We start from the raw sequence: 15095 nt of genomic DNA, 5'->3' as shown, positions 1-15095 counted from the left end.
GCGGTGCACGACGACCGCGTCGGGGGCGTGCCGGACCTCGTACCCGGCGAGCCGGAGGCGCCACGCGACGTCGAGGTCCTCGTAGTACATGAAGAGGGTCGGGTCGAACCCGCCGACCTCCTCGAGCGGGCCGCGACGGAGGAACGCCGCGCCGCCGGAGAAGCCGAAGAGCGGCGCGGACTCCGGCCCGTCGTCCAGCGGCCGGAGCCAGTCGCGGTCACGTCCGTTGCCGGACCGGTCGAGCACCACACCGGTGCCGTTGACGAGGGTCTGCCCCACTTCTGCACGCCGCCAGCGTCGGCCGTCCGGCGCGACCAAGTCGTCGGCAGACCGCCGGTCACCGGACGCGACGGGGGCGAACCGGCCCTCGAGCACGACCGTCGCGGCGACGGCCGCGACCCGCGGTCCACCCGCGGCGAGGACCGCCAGGCCACGGTCGAGGAACCCGTGGTCGGCGACCGCGTCGTTGTTCAGCAACACGACGACGTCACCCGAGGACGCCGCGATCCCCCGGACCACACCCCCGGCGAACCCGGCGTTGGTCGGGTCGGGGACGACGACGACCGCTGGGTGGTCGGCGCGGTAGGCGGCCACCGTGGCATCGTCCGCCTCGTTGACGACGAGCACCACCTCGACCGAGGCGTCGACCCGCTGGGACAGCACGGAGGCGATCGCGCGGCGGGTGAGCTCGGGCTGGTGCCAGTCGATGATGACCACGGAGACGTCCACCGCGTCAGTCTCCCAGGTCACAGGTGTCCCGAGACCGCGTCGGTATAGTCGTACCCGCCTTCCGCAGGCACCCTCGCCAGCCGACGTATGGAGTCGTTCCGTGTCCACCTCCGCGCCCCGCGTGTCCGTCGTCGTCATCAACTTCCGGGGGACGGACGACACTCTCGAGTGCATCGCCCGCCTGAGCGAGGTCGACTGGCCGGCCGACCGCCTCGAGATCGTCGTCGTCGAGAACGGGTCCGGCGACGACAGCGAACAGCGGCTCCGGGCCGCGCTCGGTGCGCAGCAGAACGTGAAGATCATCGTGTCCGCCGAGAACCTCGGCTTCACGGGCGGCAGCAACCTCGGTGCCCGCGAGGCGAGCGGTGACGTCGTCGCCTTCCTCAACAACGACGCGAAGCCCGACGTCAACTGGGTCAAGGAGGGCATCGCCGGGTTCGCCCCGAGCCCCCGTGTCGCCGCCGTCGCCAGCAAGGTCCTCGACTGGGAGGGCAAGACCATCGACTTCGTCGAGTCCGGCCTCAGCTGGTTCGGCATGGGCTACAAGAACCACATCGCCGAGCTCGACGACGGCCGGTTCGACGAGCCGCAGGACCTGCTGTTCGGCACCGGGTCGGCGCTCTTCGTCCGCCGCGACGTCTTCCTCGAGGTCGGCGGGTTCGACGAGGGCCTGTTCATGTTCTACGACGACGTCGACCTGGGATGGCGCCTCAACCTGCTCGGCTACCGGGTCCGGTTCGCGCCGCGCTCGGTGGTCTACCACAAGCACCACGGCTCGATGAAGTCGTTCGGCGACCACCGCGAGATGTACCTGCTCGAGCGGAACGCCCTGCACCTGCTGTACAAGAACCTCTCCGACGAGAACCTCGGCGTCTTCCTACCCGCAGCCCTCGCGCTGCTCGCCCGCCGCGCGGTGGCGAAGAGCGGTCGCGACTCGGAGGAGTTCGACATCCGCCGCTTCACCGGTGCCCCGGACGAGTTCGACCCGACGACGCCGATGTCGAAGGAGGCGGTGGCCGGGCTGTACGCGCTCGACCAGTTCGTGTCGGACCTCCCCCGCCTGTCGGAGGAGCGCCGCCGCATCCAGGGCCAGCGTGTCAAGACCGACAAAGAGGTCTTCCGCCTGTTCGGTGACGCCTTCAAGCCGCTGTTCGAGGACGGCTACTTCCTCGAGGGCTACCAGGCCATCATCGAGGCCTTCGACGTCGAGCAGCCGATGCACCGCACCCGCGTGCTGGTGATCACGGGCGACGCCCTCGGCGAGAAGATGGCCGGCCCGGGCATGCGGGCGTGGAAGATCGCCGAGGCCCTCAGCGAACACAACGACGTCCGACTCGTGACCTGGAACGTCGCGAACCGCAAGACCGACCGCTTCGAGGTGTCCCGCGTCCCGCTCCAGCACGAGCGCGCCATGCGGGAGCACGAGGAGTGGGCCGACGTCATCTTCTTCCAGGGCTACGCGCTGCACCACTTCCAGACCCTGCAGAACTCGAACAAGATCATGGTCGTCGACCTCTACGACCCGATGCACCTCGAGCAGCTCGAGCAGGCCCGCGACAACGGTGACGTCGGCTGGCGGAACCAGGTGACCTCGACCACCGAGGTGATCAACCGGCAGCTCGAACGCGGCGACTTCTTCCTGTGCGCCTCCGAGCGGCAGCGGCTGTTCTGGCTCGGACAGCTCGCCGCGGTCGGTCGCATCAACCCGGACAACTACCTGGCCGACGACAACCTGAAGAAGCTCATCGCCATCGCACCGTTCGGCATGGACTCCACCCCGCCGGTGCACGAGCGCAAGGCGATCCGCGGGGTGACCCCCGGCATCGGTGAGGACGACAAGGTCGTCATCTGGGGCGGTGGCATCTACAACTGGTTCGACACCCCGTCGCTGGTCCGCGCGATCGCCAAGGTCGCCGAGACGCACGACGACATCCGACTGTTCTTCCTCGGCGTCGCACACCCGAACCCGGACGTGCCGGAGATGGCGATCGTGTCCGAGACCCGTCGCCTCAGCGACCAGCTCGGGCTCACCGGCAAGCACGTGTTCTTCAACGAGCAGTGGGTCGCCCTCGACGACCGCCAGAACTACCTGCTCGAAGCCGACGCCGGCGTCAGCACGCACTTCGCGCACATCGAGACGACGTTCTCGTTCCGTACCCGCATCCTCGACTACATGTGGGCGAACCTGCCGATCGTCACCACCGACGGCGACAGCTTCGGTGACCTGGTGGCCGCCGAGGGCATGGGCGTCGCGGTCGAGGAGCGCGACGTCGACGGACTCGCCGCCGCCCTCGAGTCGATGCTGTACGACCCCGAGGCCGCGCAGGCCGCCCGCGACGCGGTGACCCGCGTCCGCTCCGACTTCACGTGGGAGCAGGCCCTCTCCCCCCTCATCGAGTTCTGCAAGGACCCGCACGTCGCCGCCGACCGCGCGCACGAAGCGGCGGTCCCGGCTGGGTCGCTCGCCGCGGCCGGACGCCCCCGTGTGCAGCTGAGCCCGGCCCGGCAGCGCGAGCTCCAGTTCCACCAGATCGCGAACAGCCGTCACGGCATCTCCCGGGACGTGCGCCTGGCCACCTGGTACCTCCGCGAGAACGGCGTCTCGGGGCTCCGGGACAAGGTCCAGAACCGTGTGCGCATCATGCGGGAGAGCAAGAACGGACGCTGACGCCCGGCGGCCGCTCCCGGTCGCCGATGTACAGTGGTCCGTCGCCCGCGTCGAATGTGAGGAAACACCTTGAGCAACATCGTCACCGAGCGGTTCGATCGGCTCCGCCAGGAGCGGATGATCCCGGCCGGTCGGCCGGCCACCGCCGTCATCGGGTCGATCCGCGAGGTCTTCGCCCACCGGCAGCTGCTCGACCTGTTGATCCGCCGTGACCTGAAGTCCCGCTACAAGGACAGTGCGCTCGGGTTCGCGTGGACGCTGATCCGTCCGCTCGTGCAGCTCGCGATCTACTACTTCGTGCTCGGCAAGATCCTCGGCGCGTCCCGCAACATCCCCGAGTTCGCCGTCTACGTCTTCGCCGGACTGACCCTCTACGGGCTGTTCAGCGAGATCGTGGCCGCGGGCACGGCGTCGATCGTCTCGAACGGCGGGCTGATCAAGAAGATCTACCTGCCGCGCGAGATCTACCCGCTGGCGAGCGTCGGGGCGGCGCTGTTCAACTTCGGCGTGCAGCTGGTCGTGCTCCTCGTCGCGACGCTCCTGCAGAGCGGGTTCGCCTGGATCCGGCCCGACCTGCTCTACTTCTTCCCGTCGACGCTGGTGATCCTGATCTGGGCGACGGCCCTGGCGCTGCTCCTCGCCGCCGCCAACGTCTACCTCCGCGACATGCAGTACCTCGTCGAGGTCCTGGTGCTGCTGCTGATGTGGGCCTCGCCCATCGTCTACAGCTGGCAGCAGGTCGCGAACGCGGCGCCGCAGTGGCTGCTCACGCTGTACACCGCCAACCCGATCACCCTCGCCGTCCTCGGGTTCCACCGGGCCTTCTGGACCGCCGGCCCGGACTCGGAGTACCCCTCGCACCTGCTCCTCCGCCTGGTCATCGCCGGCGTCGTCGGCCTCATCGCGCTGGTGCTGTGCCAGCGGGTGTTCGCCAAGCTGCAGGGCAACTTCGCCCAGGAGATCTGACCCGATGACCCTCGACAACGCCACGCAGGAGACCCGCTCCCCGTTCTCGGACGCCCCCGCGGTCGTCACCGTGAAGAACGTCTCGAAGCGCTTCACGATCCGCAAGGACAACTCGCTCAAGGAGCGCGTCGTCACCCTGGGCCGCGCCGGACGTCGGCACAGCGAGGACTTCTGGGCGCTCAAGGACATCAGCCTCGACATCCCCGCCGGTACGACGATCGGTCTGCTCGGCCCGAACGGCTCCGGCAAGTCGACGCTGCTGAAGACCATCGGCGGCATCCTCGAACCGACCACCGGGTCCGTCGAGCGTCGCGGTCGCCTGGCTGCGCTCATCGAGCTCGGCGCCGGTTTCCACCCCGACCTGACCGGTCGCGAGAACGTGTACCTCAACGCCGCGATCCTGGGCCAGACGCAGGAGGAGACCGAAGCCCGCTTCGCCGACATCCTGCAGTTCTCCGGCATCGGCGACTTCATCGACACGCAGGTGAAGTTCTACTCATCCGGCATGTACGTGCGTCTCGCCTTCGCGGTCGCCATCAACACCGACCCGGACGTCCTGCTCGTCGACGAGGTCCTGGCAGTCGGTGACGAGCAGTTCCAGAAGAAGTGCCTCGACAAGATCCGCGAGTTCCAGGAGCAGGGCCGCACGATCATCCTCGTGTCGCACTCCCTGGGCCAGGTCCAGGAGCTGTGCGACTCGGCGGTCGTACTGCACCACGGCGAGGTCAAGTTCCAGGGCTCGGCCCGACTCGCGGTCAAGAACTTCCGCGAGATCCTCGAGGGCCGTCGTGTGGCCGAGGCCGAGGCCGCGAACCCGGAGGAGGACGCGAACCCCGGCAAGGTCGAGCACGTCGAGCTCGAGATCCCCGGCCGTGCCCCCGGCGCCGAGCACCACCACGGCGACGACCTCGTCATCCGCGCGACGTTCTCGCACGCCGACGTCCTGCCGGAGTGGCGCGCCGGCATCAAGATCGAGAACCACCTCGGTCACCCCGCCTTCGGTGTCGACAGCCGACAGCTCCAGACGCGGCACGACCCGCTCCGGGGTTCGGCCACCGTCGAGTGGCACCTCAACGACCTGCGCCTCGGCGGCGGGCAGTACTTCGTGCACGTGTTCCTCGCCAAGCCGAACGGCGAGCACATCGTCATCGAGCGCGAGGCCGCCCGCTTCGTCGTCGTCGACGAGGACACCCAGTCGGGGATCGCCTGGACGAAGACCACCGAGCGCCAGGTCAAGGGCTGACGTTGGGCGTACTCCCGGTGCTGGTCGACGCCACGTCGGTCCCGCCGAACCGAGGCGGCGTGGCACGGTACATCTCCGGGCTCCTCGCCGGGCTCGACGAACTCGACGAGCACGTCGACGTCGTGGCGAAGCCGGACGACGTCGCGTGGCTCCGTGGGCTCGCTCCAGGTCACCGGTACCACGCGGCTCCGGGCTGGACTTCCTCGCGTCCGCTGCGCCTCGTGTGGGAGCAGACCGGCCTGGTCGCCCTGGCCCGACGGGTGGGGTCCGCCGTCCTGCACAGCCCGCACTACACGTTCCCGGTGATCCGGGCCTCCCGGACCGTCGTCACCCTGCACGACGCGACTTTCTTCAGCGACCCGGCGGCGCACTCGACGCTCAAGGTGCGGTTCTTCCGTGCGTGGACGCGACTGGCACGGCGCTTCGCCCGCGCCACAGTCGCGCCGAGCGCCGCGACCGTCAGCGAACTCGACCGGTTCGCCGGCCGACCGCGTCGCGCGACCGTCGTGGCGCACCTCGGCGTCGACCGTGCGCTGTTCCACCCGCCGACGGACGCCGACCTCGCCGCGTTCCGGGCGGCGCACGAGCTCGCGGCGGACGCCGAGTGGATCGCCTTCCTCGGCACCGTCGAACCGCGCAAGCGCCTCCCGGAACTCATCGCGGCGCACCGGGCGCTCGGCGCCGAGCGGCCGGACGTCCCCGCGTTGCTCGTCGCCGGTGGGCTCGGCTGGGACGAGGCCGCCGAACGCGAGCTGACGGCGGCGGGTGACCGTCCGGGAGCCCCGCTGCGCTACCTCGGGTACCTGCCCGTCGACGAGTTGCGGGCACTGCTCGGCGGGTCGCGCATCGTGGCCTACCCGAGCATCGCCGAGGGCTTCGGCCTGCCGGTGCTCGAGGCCATGGCCTCCGGCGCCGACGTCCTGACCACCGACCGCCTGGCGATCCCGGAGGTCGGCGGCGACACCGTCACGTACACCGAGCCCGACGCCGAGCCCATCCGCGCTGCGCTGGCCGCTCTGCTCGACGGTGACCAGGCCGACCGCGCCGACCGGGTCGCCCGCGCACGTCAGCGTGCCGACGGCTTCTCGTGGGCTGCCTGCGCGCGGGCACACCTCGGGGTGTACCGGTGACCGCCGCCGCTGACGGCACCGTCGGCGACGCCACACCCGACGCCACTCCCGCTGGGTCCGGTCCGCGTGCCGCCATCGTCACCGTCTCGTACAACTCCGGCGACGTCCTTCCGGCGTTCCTCGCCTCCGTGCCGGCAGCGAGCGCCGGAGCCGTCCCGGTGGTCGTGGCCGACAACGACTCGACCGACGCGGACGCGCTCCGCGCCGTGACCGAGGCCGCGGGTGCCCGGTTCCTGGCACTCGGTGAGAACCGTGGGTACGGCGGTGCGGTGAACCGCGCGGTCGCCACGCTCGGGCCGGAGGTCCGCTGGGTCCTCGTGTCCAACCCGGACGTCGTCCTCGAGCCGGGGGCACTCGACCGGCTCCTCGCGACCGCGGAGGCCGACCCGGGCATCGGCGCGGCCGGTCCGCGGCTGCTCGAACCCACCGGCGAGGTGTACCCGTCCGCCCGGCTCGTCCCGTCCCTCCGGACCGGCCTCGGGCACGCGGTCTTCGCGAACGTCTGGCCCGGCAACCCCTGGACCCGGCGGTACCGCCAGGACGGTGAACACGACGGTCGTCGTGACGCCGGCTGGCTGTCCGGGGCGTGTGTCCTGGTGCGGCGCGACGTCCTCGACCGACTCGGCGGCTTCGACGAGGGGTACTTCATGTACTTCGAGGACGTCGACCTCGGCTGGCGCATCGGACGTCTGGGCCTCCGCAACGTCTACGAACCCGCAGCGACCGCCACCCACATCGGCGGGACCGCGACGCAGGGGTCCTCGGAGCGGATGCGCCGTGCCCACCACGAGAGCGCGTACCGGTTCCTGGCACGGAAGTACCCCGCGTGGTGGCTGTGGCCGCTCCGAGTCGTGCTCCGCGCTGCCCTGGCCGTGCGGGCCCACGCCACGAACACCCGCTGACACGGTATCGTCGGCCGATCCGACCGTCTCCCCCGGTGCCCTGAACCCGAACTCGAACCCGAACCCGGAAAGCCTGCCCATGACCCTCGCCGTCACCCTGATGGTCCGCGACGAAGCGGACGTCATCCCCGCCTGGCTCGACCACCACGTGGCCCAGGGGTTCGACGTCTTCGTCATCACCGACAACGGGTCGGTCGACGGGACCACCGACCTCCTCACCGCCTTCGCCGCGCGGACGGACGTCACGGTCGACCTGCGCCACGACCCGGTGCACCGGAAGCAGCAGGGCACCGTCGTCACCGGGATGGCCCGCGACGCCGCGCGCAGCCACCACGCCGACTGGGTCGTCAACGCCGACGCCGACGAGTTCATCCTGCCGGTCGACCGCTCCCTGACGGTGGGTGAGGTGTTCGAGCGCCTGGACCCGGTGGTCGGCGCGTTCACCGTCCCGGTCGTCAACATGACCGGGATGCTCGCCGAGTCCGGTGGTGGCATCGAGCGCCTGCACTGGCGTGACGACCGATCGGTCACGGAACTCCAGGCGATCGGTCTGATCGGCCCGCCGAGCACCAACGCCGTGCACGTCGGTGACCCCGACGTGACGGTCGTGCAGGGCAACCACCAGGTCAGCGTCGCGAACGGCGCCCCGGTGCCCGCCGGACTCGAGCTCGAGGTCCTGCACCTGCCCTGGCGGTCCTGGACCCAGTACGAGCACCGCGTCGACGTCAGCGGGCGCGCCTACGAGGCGAACCCCGACCTCACCCCGAGCCCGCGTCACCACGGCATGCGGGACCTCCGCCGTCTGCGGGAGGGTGTGCTCGAGTCGACGTTCGCGCTCCGCTTCGTCACCGACGACGAGGCGGCCGCGGGTCCTTTCACGCGGGACGACGGCATCGCGGAGGTGCTCCGTCGCGCCGGATCGACCAGCCTGGACGGGACCCCCGACCCGGTCGTCCCCGAGGACCGACTCCGTCGGCTGCAGCAGGTCGGTCACGCGATCGTCACCCGTGACCGGAGGATCGAGTCCCTCGAGGACAGCGTCCGGGCCGGCGAGGCGACCGCGGACACGCTCCGTGCCACCGTGCAGTTCGAGCGCGACCGTGCGCAGGCGGCGCTCCGCGAGGTCAGGGCACGAGATGCGGAACTCGCGGCGATGCGCGCACGCCGTGTCGTGCGGATCGCGGACCGCGCGGGTGACGTGGCCCGACGGCTCCGCCGGGGCTAGCCAGCAGGCCGGCAGGCGCCGGGGCGCTCGGCATCGGAGCTAGCCGCCCGCCCGCTGCCGTCGCACCGCGTCGAGCAGCACCTCGGCCCGCCGGACGAAGGAGTGCTCGGCACCGACGCGGGTGCCCCGCTCGGCACGTTCCGCAGCCGACGAGGTCTCCCCTTGGTGGACCAACTCGCGGAGCTCGTCTGCGTCACGGTACGTCCGCACGGCACCGTGGAACAGCTCGTCCACGCCCGGCACCGGATCGGTGAGGACGAGGGCCCCCGTGGCCGCTGCGTCGAACAGCCGGTTGGACACGAACCCGTCGCGGGCCATGTCGTCCCAGTGGTCGTTGAGCACCACGCGAGCGCTGCGGTAGAGCGACGGCAGTGCCTCGTTCGCGACGAACACCCCGCGGTGCACGCCGTCCGGCAGCAGGCCCTCCCACCCCTCGCCCCAGACGGCGAGGTCGAGGCCGGCGGCGACGGCGTCCCGCACGACCGGCCGGAAGACCTGCCGGGTCTTGCCGACGAACGCGGTGTCGAGCCCGGCGTACTCGGGCGCCCCTGGCCCCGGGTGGAAGCGGGCGGGGTCCGTGGCCTGCAGGAGCGGGGCGACGTCGAGACCCGTGTCCGCCGCCACGCGGGCCGCCCACACCGGCCCGGCGGCGAACCGCAGGTCGTAGCGGGCCAGTTCGTCCGCCGTGACGAGGTCGGGGTGCGAGATGACCCAGAGCACGTTCGTCGCCGACGGGTGTACGGGGGTGTCGTCGAGTCCGCGGAGCGTCAGGGCGACGTCGTCCAGGTGCTCGGACAGCGGGCGGACGTGCGACTCGCGGTGGTCGACGACGACCTCCTGCCCGAGCGACCGGAGCGCCGTCGCCAGGTCACGGGCGAAGAACGTGTCGCCCCAGTCATCCCCGCCGGGGCCGGGGTGGGCGGCGATCCGGATCGACCAGCGCAACCGTTCTCCTCGGTCCCGCAGCGTGACCCGCTCCGCACCCCGCTCGGCACGGACGACCGGTTCGCGGAGGGCGACCGGGGCTCCCGCGGGGTCGGCGGCCGGGAGGCCCGGGACGAGTCCGGCGCGTTCCAGCGCGGTGATCGCGGTGCCGTCCACCCGCGCCCGCCAGTGGGCGAGGGCCGTGGCGGCGTCGGTGTCGTACCGACGCTCGCGGAGGACGTGTGTGCGGTACACACGGCCGAGTGCGACGACCACGCACGGGCCGCCGCCGGCGTCCGCGCTGTCGCGGGTGAGTCGTGCGACGGCGGTCCGGGTGTCGACCGTGCGGACCGGCAGCGCCAGGTCCGCGGTACGCACCGCGAAGCACGGTTCGTCGGCCGCGAAGACCTCGGCGCCGTCGAGCAGGTCGGCGTCCTCGGCCGGGTGCCCGCGCAGCAGTGCCGCCACCGGTGCCGTGCCCCGGACCAGGACCGCTCCGGCGCTGGCGACGACGTCGTCACCGGTCCGGACCACACCCACGGCCACCGGTGCACGATCGAGTGCTGCCGTCAGTGTCGCGTAGGCCTCGAGGGGCATCGTGACCGACGCGTCCTGCACGACCACCCGGGCGCTCGTGAGGAGTGGCCGAGCCGCGGCCACGGCGCCGCCCCAGGTGGCGGCGACGGTCGCACGGGCGACGACGTGGTCAGCTCCGGCGACGACGGCTGGGTACACGCTCGTCGGGCCCGCGTGGACGTCGTACACGCTGACGACGACGGTCGCGGCACCGGCGTCCCGCGCGGCCCGGACGACCGCCCGGTGTGCACCGTCGCGGAACGTCGTCTCTGCGACGGTGACGACGACGTCGACCCCGTGGTCACCGGGCCGTGACGGCTCGGTGACCAGCGAGGTGTCGACCGGGAGGCGCGGCTCGGCCGGACGGTCCGCCGCCGGTGCCGACGGGGTCGGTGTATCGGCGGGCAGCGGCGCGTCGACTCCGACCGGACGGCCGAGGAGCCGACGCAACCCGGACCGGGCCACCGTCAGCCGCGCAGCAGGTTCTGCAGGTAGACGCCGTAGCCGCCCTTGACGAGCGGCGCGGCGAGGTCGGCGAGCTGGGCGTCGTCGATCCAGCCGTTCCGCCAGGCGATCTCCTCGATGCAGCCGATCTTGAAGCCCTGACGGTCCTCGATGACCTTGACGTACTCGGACGCCTGCATCATCGACTCGAACGTGCCGGTGTCGAGCCACGCGGTGCCGCGGTCCAGGACCTGCACGCCGAGTTCCCCGGCCTCCAGGTAGCGCTCGTTGACGGTCGAGATCTCGAGCTCACCACGGGCACTCGGCTCGATCGTCTTCGCGATCTCGATGACCTTGTTGTCGTAGAAGTACAGACCGGGGACGGCGTAGTTCGACTTCGGCTCGGCGGGCTTCTCCTCGATGGAGACCGCGGTGAAGTCGTCGTCGAACTCCACGACGCCGTACGCCTTCGGGTCCGCCACGTGGTACGCGAAGATCGTCGCGCCCTGCACCTCGGTGTTCTTGCGGAGGTTCGTGCCGAGCCCGGTGCCGTGGAAGATGTTGTCGCCGAGCACCAGGGCGACGCTGTCGTCGCCGATGAAGTCCTCACCGATGACGAACGCCTGGGCGAGCCCGTCCGGGGACGGCTGCACCGCGTACTGGATGTCCATGCCGAGCGTGGAGCCGTCGCCGAGCAGGGCCTTGAACTGGTCGTTGTACTCGGGCGTCGTGATGATCAGCACCTCGCGGATGCCGGACATCATCAGCGTCGACAGGGGGTAGTACACCATCGGCTTGTCGTAGATCGGCATGAGCTGCTTGCTGATGCCCTTGGTGATCGGCCAGAGGCGCGTGCCGGAACCGCCGGCCAGGATGATGCCCTTCATGGGGATGCGTCCTTACTTCTTCGTGGTGCGGAGGGACTCGGTGTAGGCGAGGCACTCCTCGTACGTCGGCAGCAGACCCTGCTCGGCGGCCTGCTCGAGGGTCGGCGCGCTGGTGTCCTTCTCGGACAGGACCGGCTGGCCGATGCCGTCGGGGAGCTCGAGCGCGACGGTCGGGTCGAGGATGCTGATCCCCTTCTCGCGCTCGGGGTCGTAGTGCGCGCTGACCAGGTAGTTGACCGTCGAGGCGTCCTCGAGCGCGACGATGGCGTGCCCGAGGCCCTCGGACAGGTACACGGCGCGGCGGTCGACGTCGTCGATGCGGACGGAGTCCCACTGGCCGAACGTCGGCGACCCGACGCGGATGTCGATGATGTAGTCGATGAAGGCGCCGCGGACGGCCGTGACGTACTTCGCCTGGCTCGGTGCGACGAGGGCGTAGTGGATCCCCCGCGCGACGCCGCGCGACGAGATCGACATGTTCACCTGACGGAGGTCGAGCGGGTGGCCGACGGTCTCCTCGAGCACGTCCGCACGGTAGGCCTCGAGGAACGCGCCCCGGGCGTCACCGTGCTGGACGGGGGTGAACTCCCACGCGCCTTGGATCTTCAGTTCTCGGATCTGCACCGGGGCAGCCTAGCAAGAGGCCCGCACTCAGAGGCCGAGGGCTGCTCGCCAGTCGCCGTCGCCGGTCACCAGTCGCTCTGCGCGCACGTACGCCTGAGCACGCTGCACCCGCTCGTCGGCCTCCCGGAACGCGGTGCGCAGCGCGTGCTGCCACGCGGCCGGGTCGTTCTCGGCGAGCAGTCCGCCGTGCTCGTCGATGTCGGCGTACGACGGTCGGTCCGAGGCGACGAACGGCAGGCCGAGCATGCTGACCTCGAGGAACTTGAGGTCGCTCTTGGCGTCGTTGAACGGGTCGTCGGTGAGGGGCGCGACACCGGCGGACCAGCGGTGCGCGTTCGCCCGCAGGAACGCCACGAACTCCGGGTAGTGCGTCGCACCGTCGGGCAGGTCCAGCCGGTCGAACCAGTCCGCGTCGGTGTCGGTCACGCCGACGACCTCGAGTCGGACCGCGCGACCGTCGTCGTCGACCAGCCCGTCGAACACAGGCCGCAGCAGCGCGAGGTCGTCGCCGTGCGTGGCGGACCCCATGTACAGGACCCGGCGCGGGCCGACGGGGTCGGGACGCGACGGCCCGGTGCCCCACAGCCCGGGCTGGACGGCGTTCGGCACCACGACCGCCGTGGTGCCCGCTGCGGCGAGCACGGCGCGCAACGGCTCGGTCGACGTGACCACCGCGTCGGCGGCCGCGACCACGCGCTCGACGGACGCGAGCCGCTCGGGGTCGTACTCGGCGCGGACGAGCCGGGCACGGGCCTCCCGGCTGAAGAAGTCGTCGTCCACCTCGGCGACGATCCGGGTGCCCTCGCGTCGAGCGCGCTCGATCGCGGCGTCGAGCGAGGCGAGCGGGAAGGCGTCGCGCTGGACGAGCAGCACGTCGAGGTGCGCGGTGTCCGTGCCGTCCGCCCAGCGGACCGGTTCGACCTGCGCGACGCGCGCTGCGCCGGAGGCGGCGAGTGCCGACATGCGGCCGGTCACGCGGATGTGCGCGGACGCGGGGTGGACACCACCGGCTCCGTGCACGACGAAGCCGACGAGTGGCGGTTCCGGCGTCGGGCCGGAGGCCGGTGCGACGTCCTGGTCGGGGCGTCGGGTGAGGAACCGGGCGACCCGGGAGCGCAAGGACGTCACGCCGTCATCCTGTCACGCGGTGACGGCCGCGACGTCGGCCGTGGGCGGCTCCGGGGCGACCACCGAGCGCCGGAGCGACGCGGTCCAGACCAGCGTGAGCACCGCGGCGAGCGCCACGACCGCGAGCACGACGGCGACCCGGCTGACCGTCAGCGTCACCGGCTCGTGGAACGCCGGGCCCGTGAGGTCGACGATGGTGAACCAGTCGTACCCGGCGGCGGCGACCCACACCGTGACGAGCAACGGCGAGAGCACCCGGCCGAACCCGGAGAGACCGATCGCCATGACGACGGCGAGGACCGGGACGACCGGCAGGCCGTACCGCGCCTGGGCTGCGCCGCCCTGCATGGTGAAGCGGATCTGGAGGAAGACGATGAGCACGACGACCGCGACGAGCATGAGGGCGACGAGCACGTCGGCGACCCGGTCGGTGGCGTCCTGGCGCCGGCGGCGTCCAGTGGCGGTCGTCGGGTCGGTGGTCGTCCGGTCGGTGGTCGTCCGGCGGGGCGCCACCGGTCGGACGTGGCCGTTCCGGCGGAGCGCCGGGACCACCGCGACGACGACCGCGAGCAGGAGCGGTCCGACCAGGAGCACCCACGGCCATGTCACGTCCAGCGTGAAGTGCCCGCGGAAGACCGAGAAGACGCCGGTCCAGAAGCCCGGGTCCGCCACCGTCTCGACGAAGCCGTGCTGTCGGCGGTGGAGGTGTGCCGCAGCCCACTCCGGCTGGCTGCCCGCGATGTTCCCGGTCAGACGCTCGTTCCGGAGGAAGAACCACCCGGCGGCGAGGGCCGGAGCGGCGGTGACGACGACGACCGCGACGAGCTTGCCGACCAGGCCGTTCCACCAGCCGCGACCCCGGGCGCAGACGACGGCCACGAGGACGGCGACGACGAACACCGCGAAGGTGAGTCGGCTGAGCATGCCGGCGGCGGTCACCACGGCCGCGAGGACGACCAGGCGGGTCGAGAGGCCGCGACGGAGGGCCGTGGCCGCGACTCCGATGGCGAGCGCGCCGAAGGCGATGTTCGGCAGGTCGTTGTAGACAGCGCCACCGACCAGCAGGAACATGGACGTCAGGGAGACGACGACGGCGGCGACGCTCGCGGCACCGGGCCGGGTCGGCAGCACCCGGCGTGCGGCCCACCCGGCGGCGAGCACGGTCAGCCCGGCGAGCACGGCGTTCGCGACACGCCCTGCGAGCACAGCGTGGTACTGCTGGCCGCTGTCCCAGAGCGGCCCGACGACCGGGGCGAGGATCGCGTAGAAGAGCGGCGGGTGCTGGGAGACCCACTGCACCGGCGGGATGATCCCGAACGGCGCGTCGATGGTGAGACCGTCCTGGAACACGGGCAGGTGGCCGTGCCACACGGAGACCGCGTAGTCGAAGTGCGCTGCCTCGTCCCCCGAGTTGAACGGCGGGGCACTGAACCCGATCGCGATCGCGGCGAAGACGGCGAAGAGGGCCGCCGCGAGGACGATGCCGGAGTGGAGGGTCATGGTCGGGCGGCGCACGATGAGCGATCCTCCCACAAGGCGCCTCGAACGGACTCGCGAGCGCGGGCACACCGGTGCCCTCCTCCGGTGGGTGGACGACATCACGTATGGTGAACGCGGCCTGAACCGCTCCCGCGCGCCATCACCTCGAG

Annotated in this window: 12 protein-coding genes; 6 read left to right on the top strand and 6 right to left on the bottom strand. The window is 71.4% G+C overall.

Going from position 1 to position 15095, the window contains the following annotated elements:
* Positions 1 to 729 (bottom strand): glycosyltransferase (locus DEI89_RS04100; protein WP_110902747.1); only part of this gene is annotated, 729 nt, incomplete at its 3' end.
* A 100-nt stretch (positions 730 to 829) separates the two neighbouring features.
* Between DEI89_RS04100 and DEI89_RS04095 the strand changes: the two genes are divergently transcribed.
* The 6 genes from DEI89_RS04095 to DEI89_RS04070 all read left to right on the top strand — a co-directional run bounded on the left by DEI89_RS04095 (position 830) and on the right by DEI89_RS04070 (position 8863).
* Complete coding sequence (locus tag DEI89_RS04095; RefSeq protein ID WP_220033187.1) at positions 830 to 3397, top strand: glycosyltransferase; 2568 nt, start codon at positions 830 to 832, stop codon at positions 3395 to 3397.
* Between the two features lie 69 nt (positions 3398 to 3466).
* The gene (locus DEI89_RS04090; protein WP_258366266.1) at positions 3467 to 4363 is read left to right on the top strand and encodes an ABC transporter permease; all 897 of its coding nucleotides are present in this window, start codon (positions 3467 to 3469) and stop codon (positions 4361 to 4363) included.
* Between the two features lie 4 nt (positions 4364 to 4367).
* Entirely contained in the window at positions 4368 to 5606 is a 1239-nt protein-coding gene (locus DEI89_RS04085; protein ID WP_110902745.1) for an ABC transporter ATP-binding protein, read from the top strand.
* Positions 5607 to 5665: 59 nt separating this feature from the next.
* Positions 5666 to 6736 (top strand): glycosyltransferase family 1 protein, encoded by a 1071-nt coding sequence (locus tag DEI89_RS04080; RefSeq protein ID WP_220033188.1) that lies wholly within the window; start codon positions 5666 to 5668, stop codon positions 6734 to 6736.
* Positions 6733 to 7638 (top strand): glycosyltransferase family 2 protein, encoded by a 906-nt coding sequence (locus DEI89_RS04075; protein ID WP_181421481.1) that lies wholly within the window; start codon positions 6733 to 6735, stop codon positions 7636 to 7638. The genes DEI89_RS04080 and DEI89_RS04075 overlap by 4 nt, the downstream gene beginning before the upstream one ends.
* Before the next feature lie 79 nt (positions 7639 to 7717).
* Positions 7718 to 8863 (top strand): glycosyltransferase family 2 protein, encoded by a 1146-nt coding sequence (locus DEI89_RS04070; RefSeq protein ID WP_110902744.1) that lies wholly within the window; start codon positions 7718 to 7720, stop codon positions 8861 to 8863.
* A gap of 39 nt (positions 8864 to 8902) precedes the next feature.
* On the opposite strand, the gene DEI89_RS04065 is transcribed toward DEI89_RS04070, so the two are convergent.
* From DEI89_RS04065 to DEI89_RS04045, 5 genes are read right to left on the bottom strand one after another with little or no spacing between them, the layout of a single operon-like run.
* Complete coding sequence (locus DEI89_RS04065; protein ID WP_146236670.1) at positions 8903 to 10813, bottom strand: glycosyltransferase; 1911 nt, start codon at positions 10811 to 10813, stop codon at positions 8903 to 8905.
* A gap of 17 nt (positions 10814 to 10830) precedes the next feature.
* On the bottom strand, positions 10831 to 11694 hold the full coding sequence (rfbA, locus tag DEI89_RS04060) for a glucose-1-phosphate thymidylyltransferase RfbA (protein ID WP_110902742.1): 864 nt from the start codon (positions 11692 to 11694) through the stop codon (positions 10831 to 10833).
* 12 nt (positions 11695 to 11706) lie between these two features.
* Positions 11707 to 12318: a dTDP-4-dehydrorhamnose 3,5-epimerase family protein gene (locus tag DEI89_RS04055; protein WP_110902741.1), complete on the bottom strand. Its 612-nt coding sequence runs from the start codon at positions 12316 to 12318 to the stop codon at positions 11707 to 11709.
* A gap of 27 nt (positions 12319 to 12345) precedes the next feature.
* Positions 12346 to 13446 (bottom strand): glycosyltransferase, encoded by a 1101-nt coding sequence (locus DEI89_RS04050; RefSeq protein ID WP_110902740.1) that lies wholly within the window; start codon positions 13444 to 13446, stop codon positions 12346 to 12348.
* Between the two features lie 12 nt (positions 13447 to 13458).
* Positions 13459 to 14961, bottom strand: coding sequence for a DUF2142 domain-containing protein (locus tag DEI89_RS04045; protein WP_181421480.1), 1503 nt, complete (start codon positions 14959 to 14961; stop codon positions 13459 to 13461).
* Positions 14962 to 15095: the final 134 nt, after the last annotated feature.

Source organism: Curtobacterium sp. MCBD17_030 (assembly GCF_003224255.1).
Classification (GTDB): Bacteria; Actinomycetota; Actinomycetes; order Actinomycetales; family Microbacteriaceae; genus Curtobacterium.
This window is presented reverse-complemented; position numbering and strand designations above follow the sequence as displayed.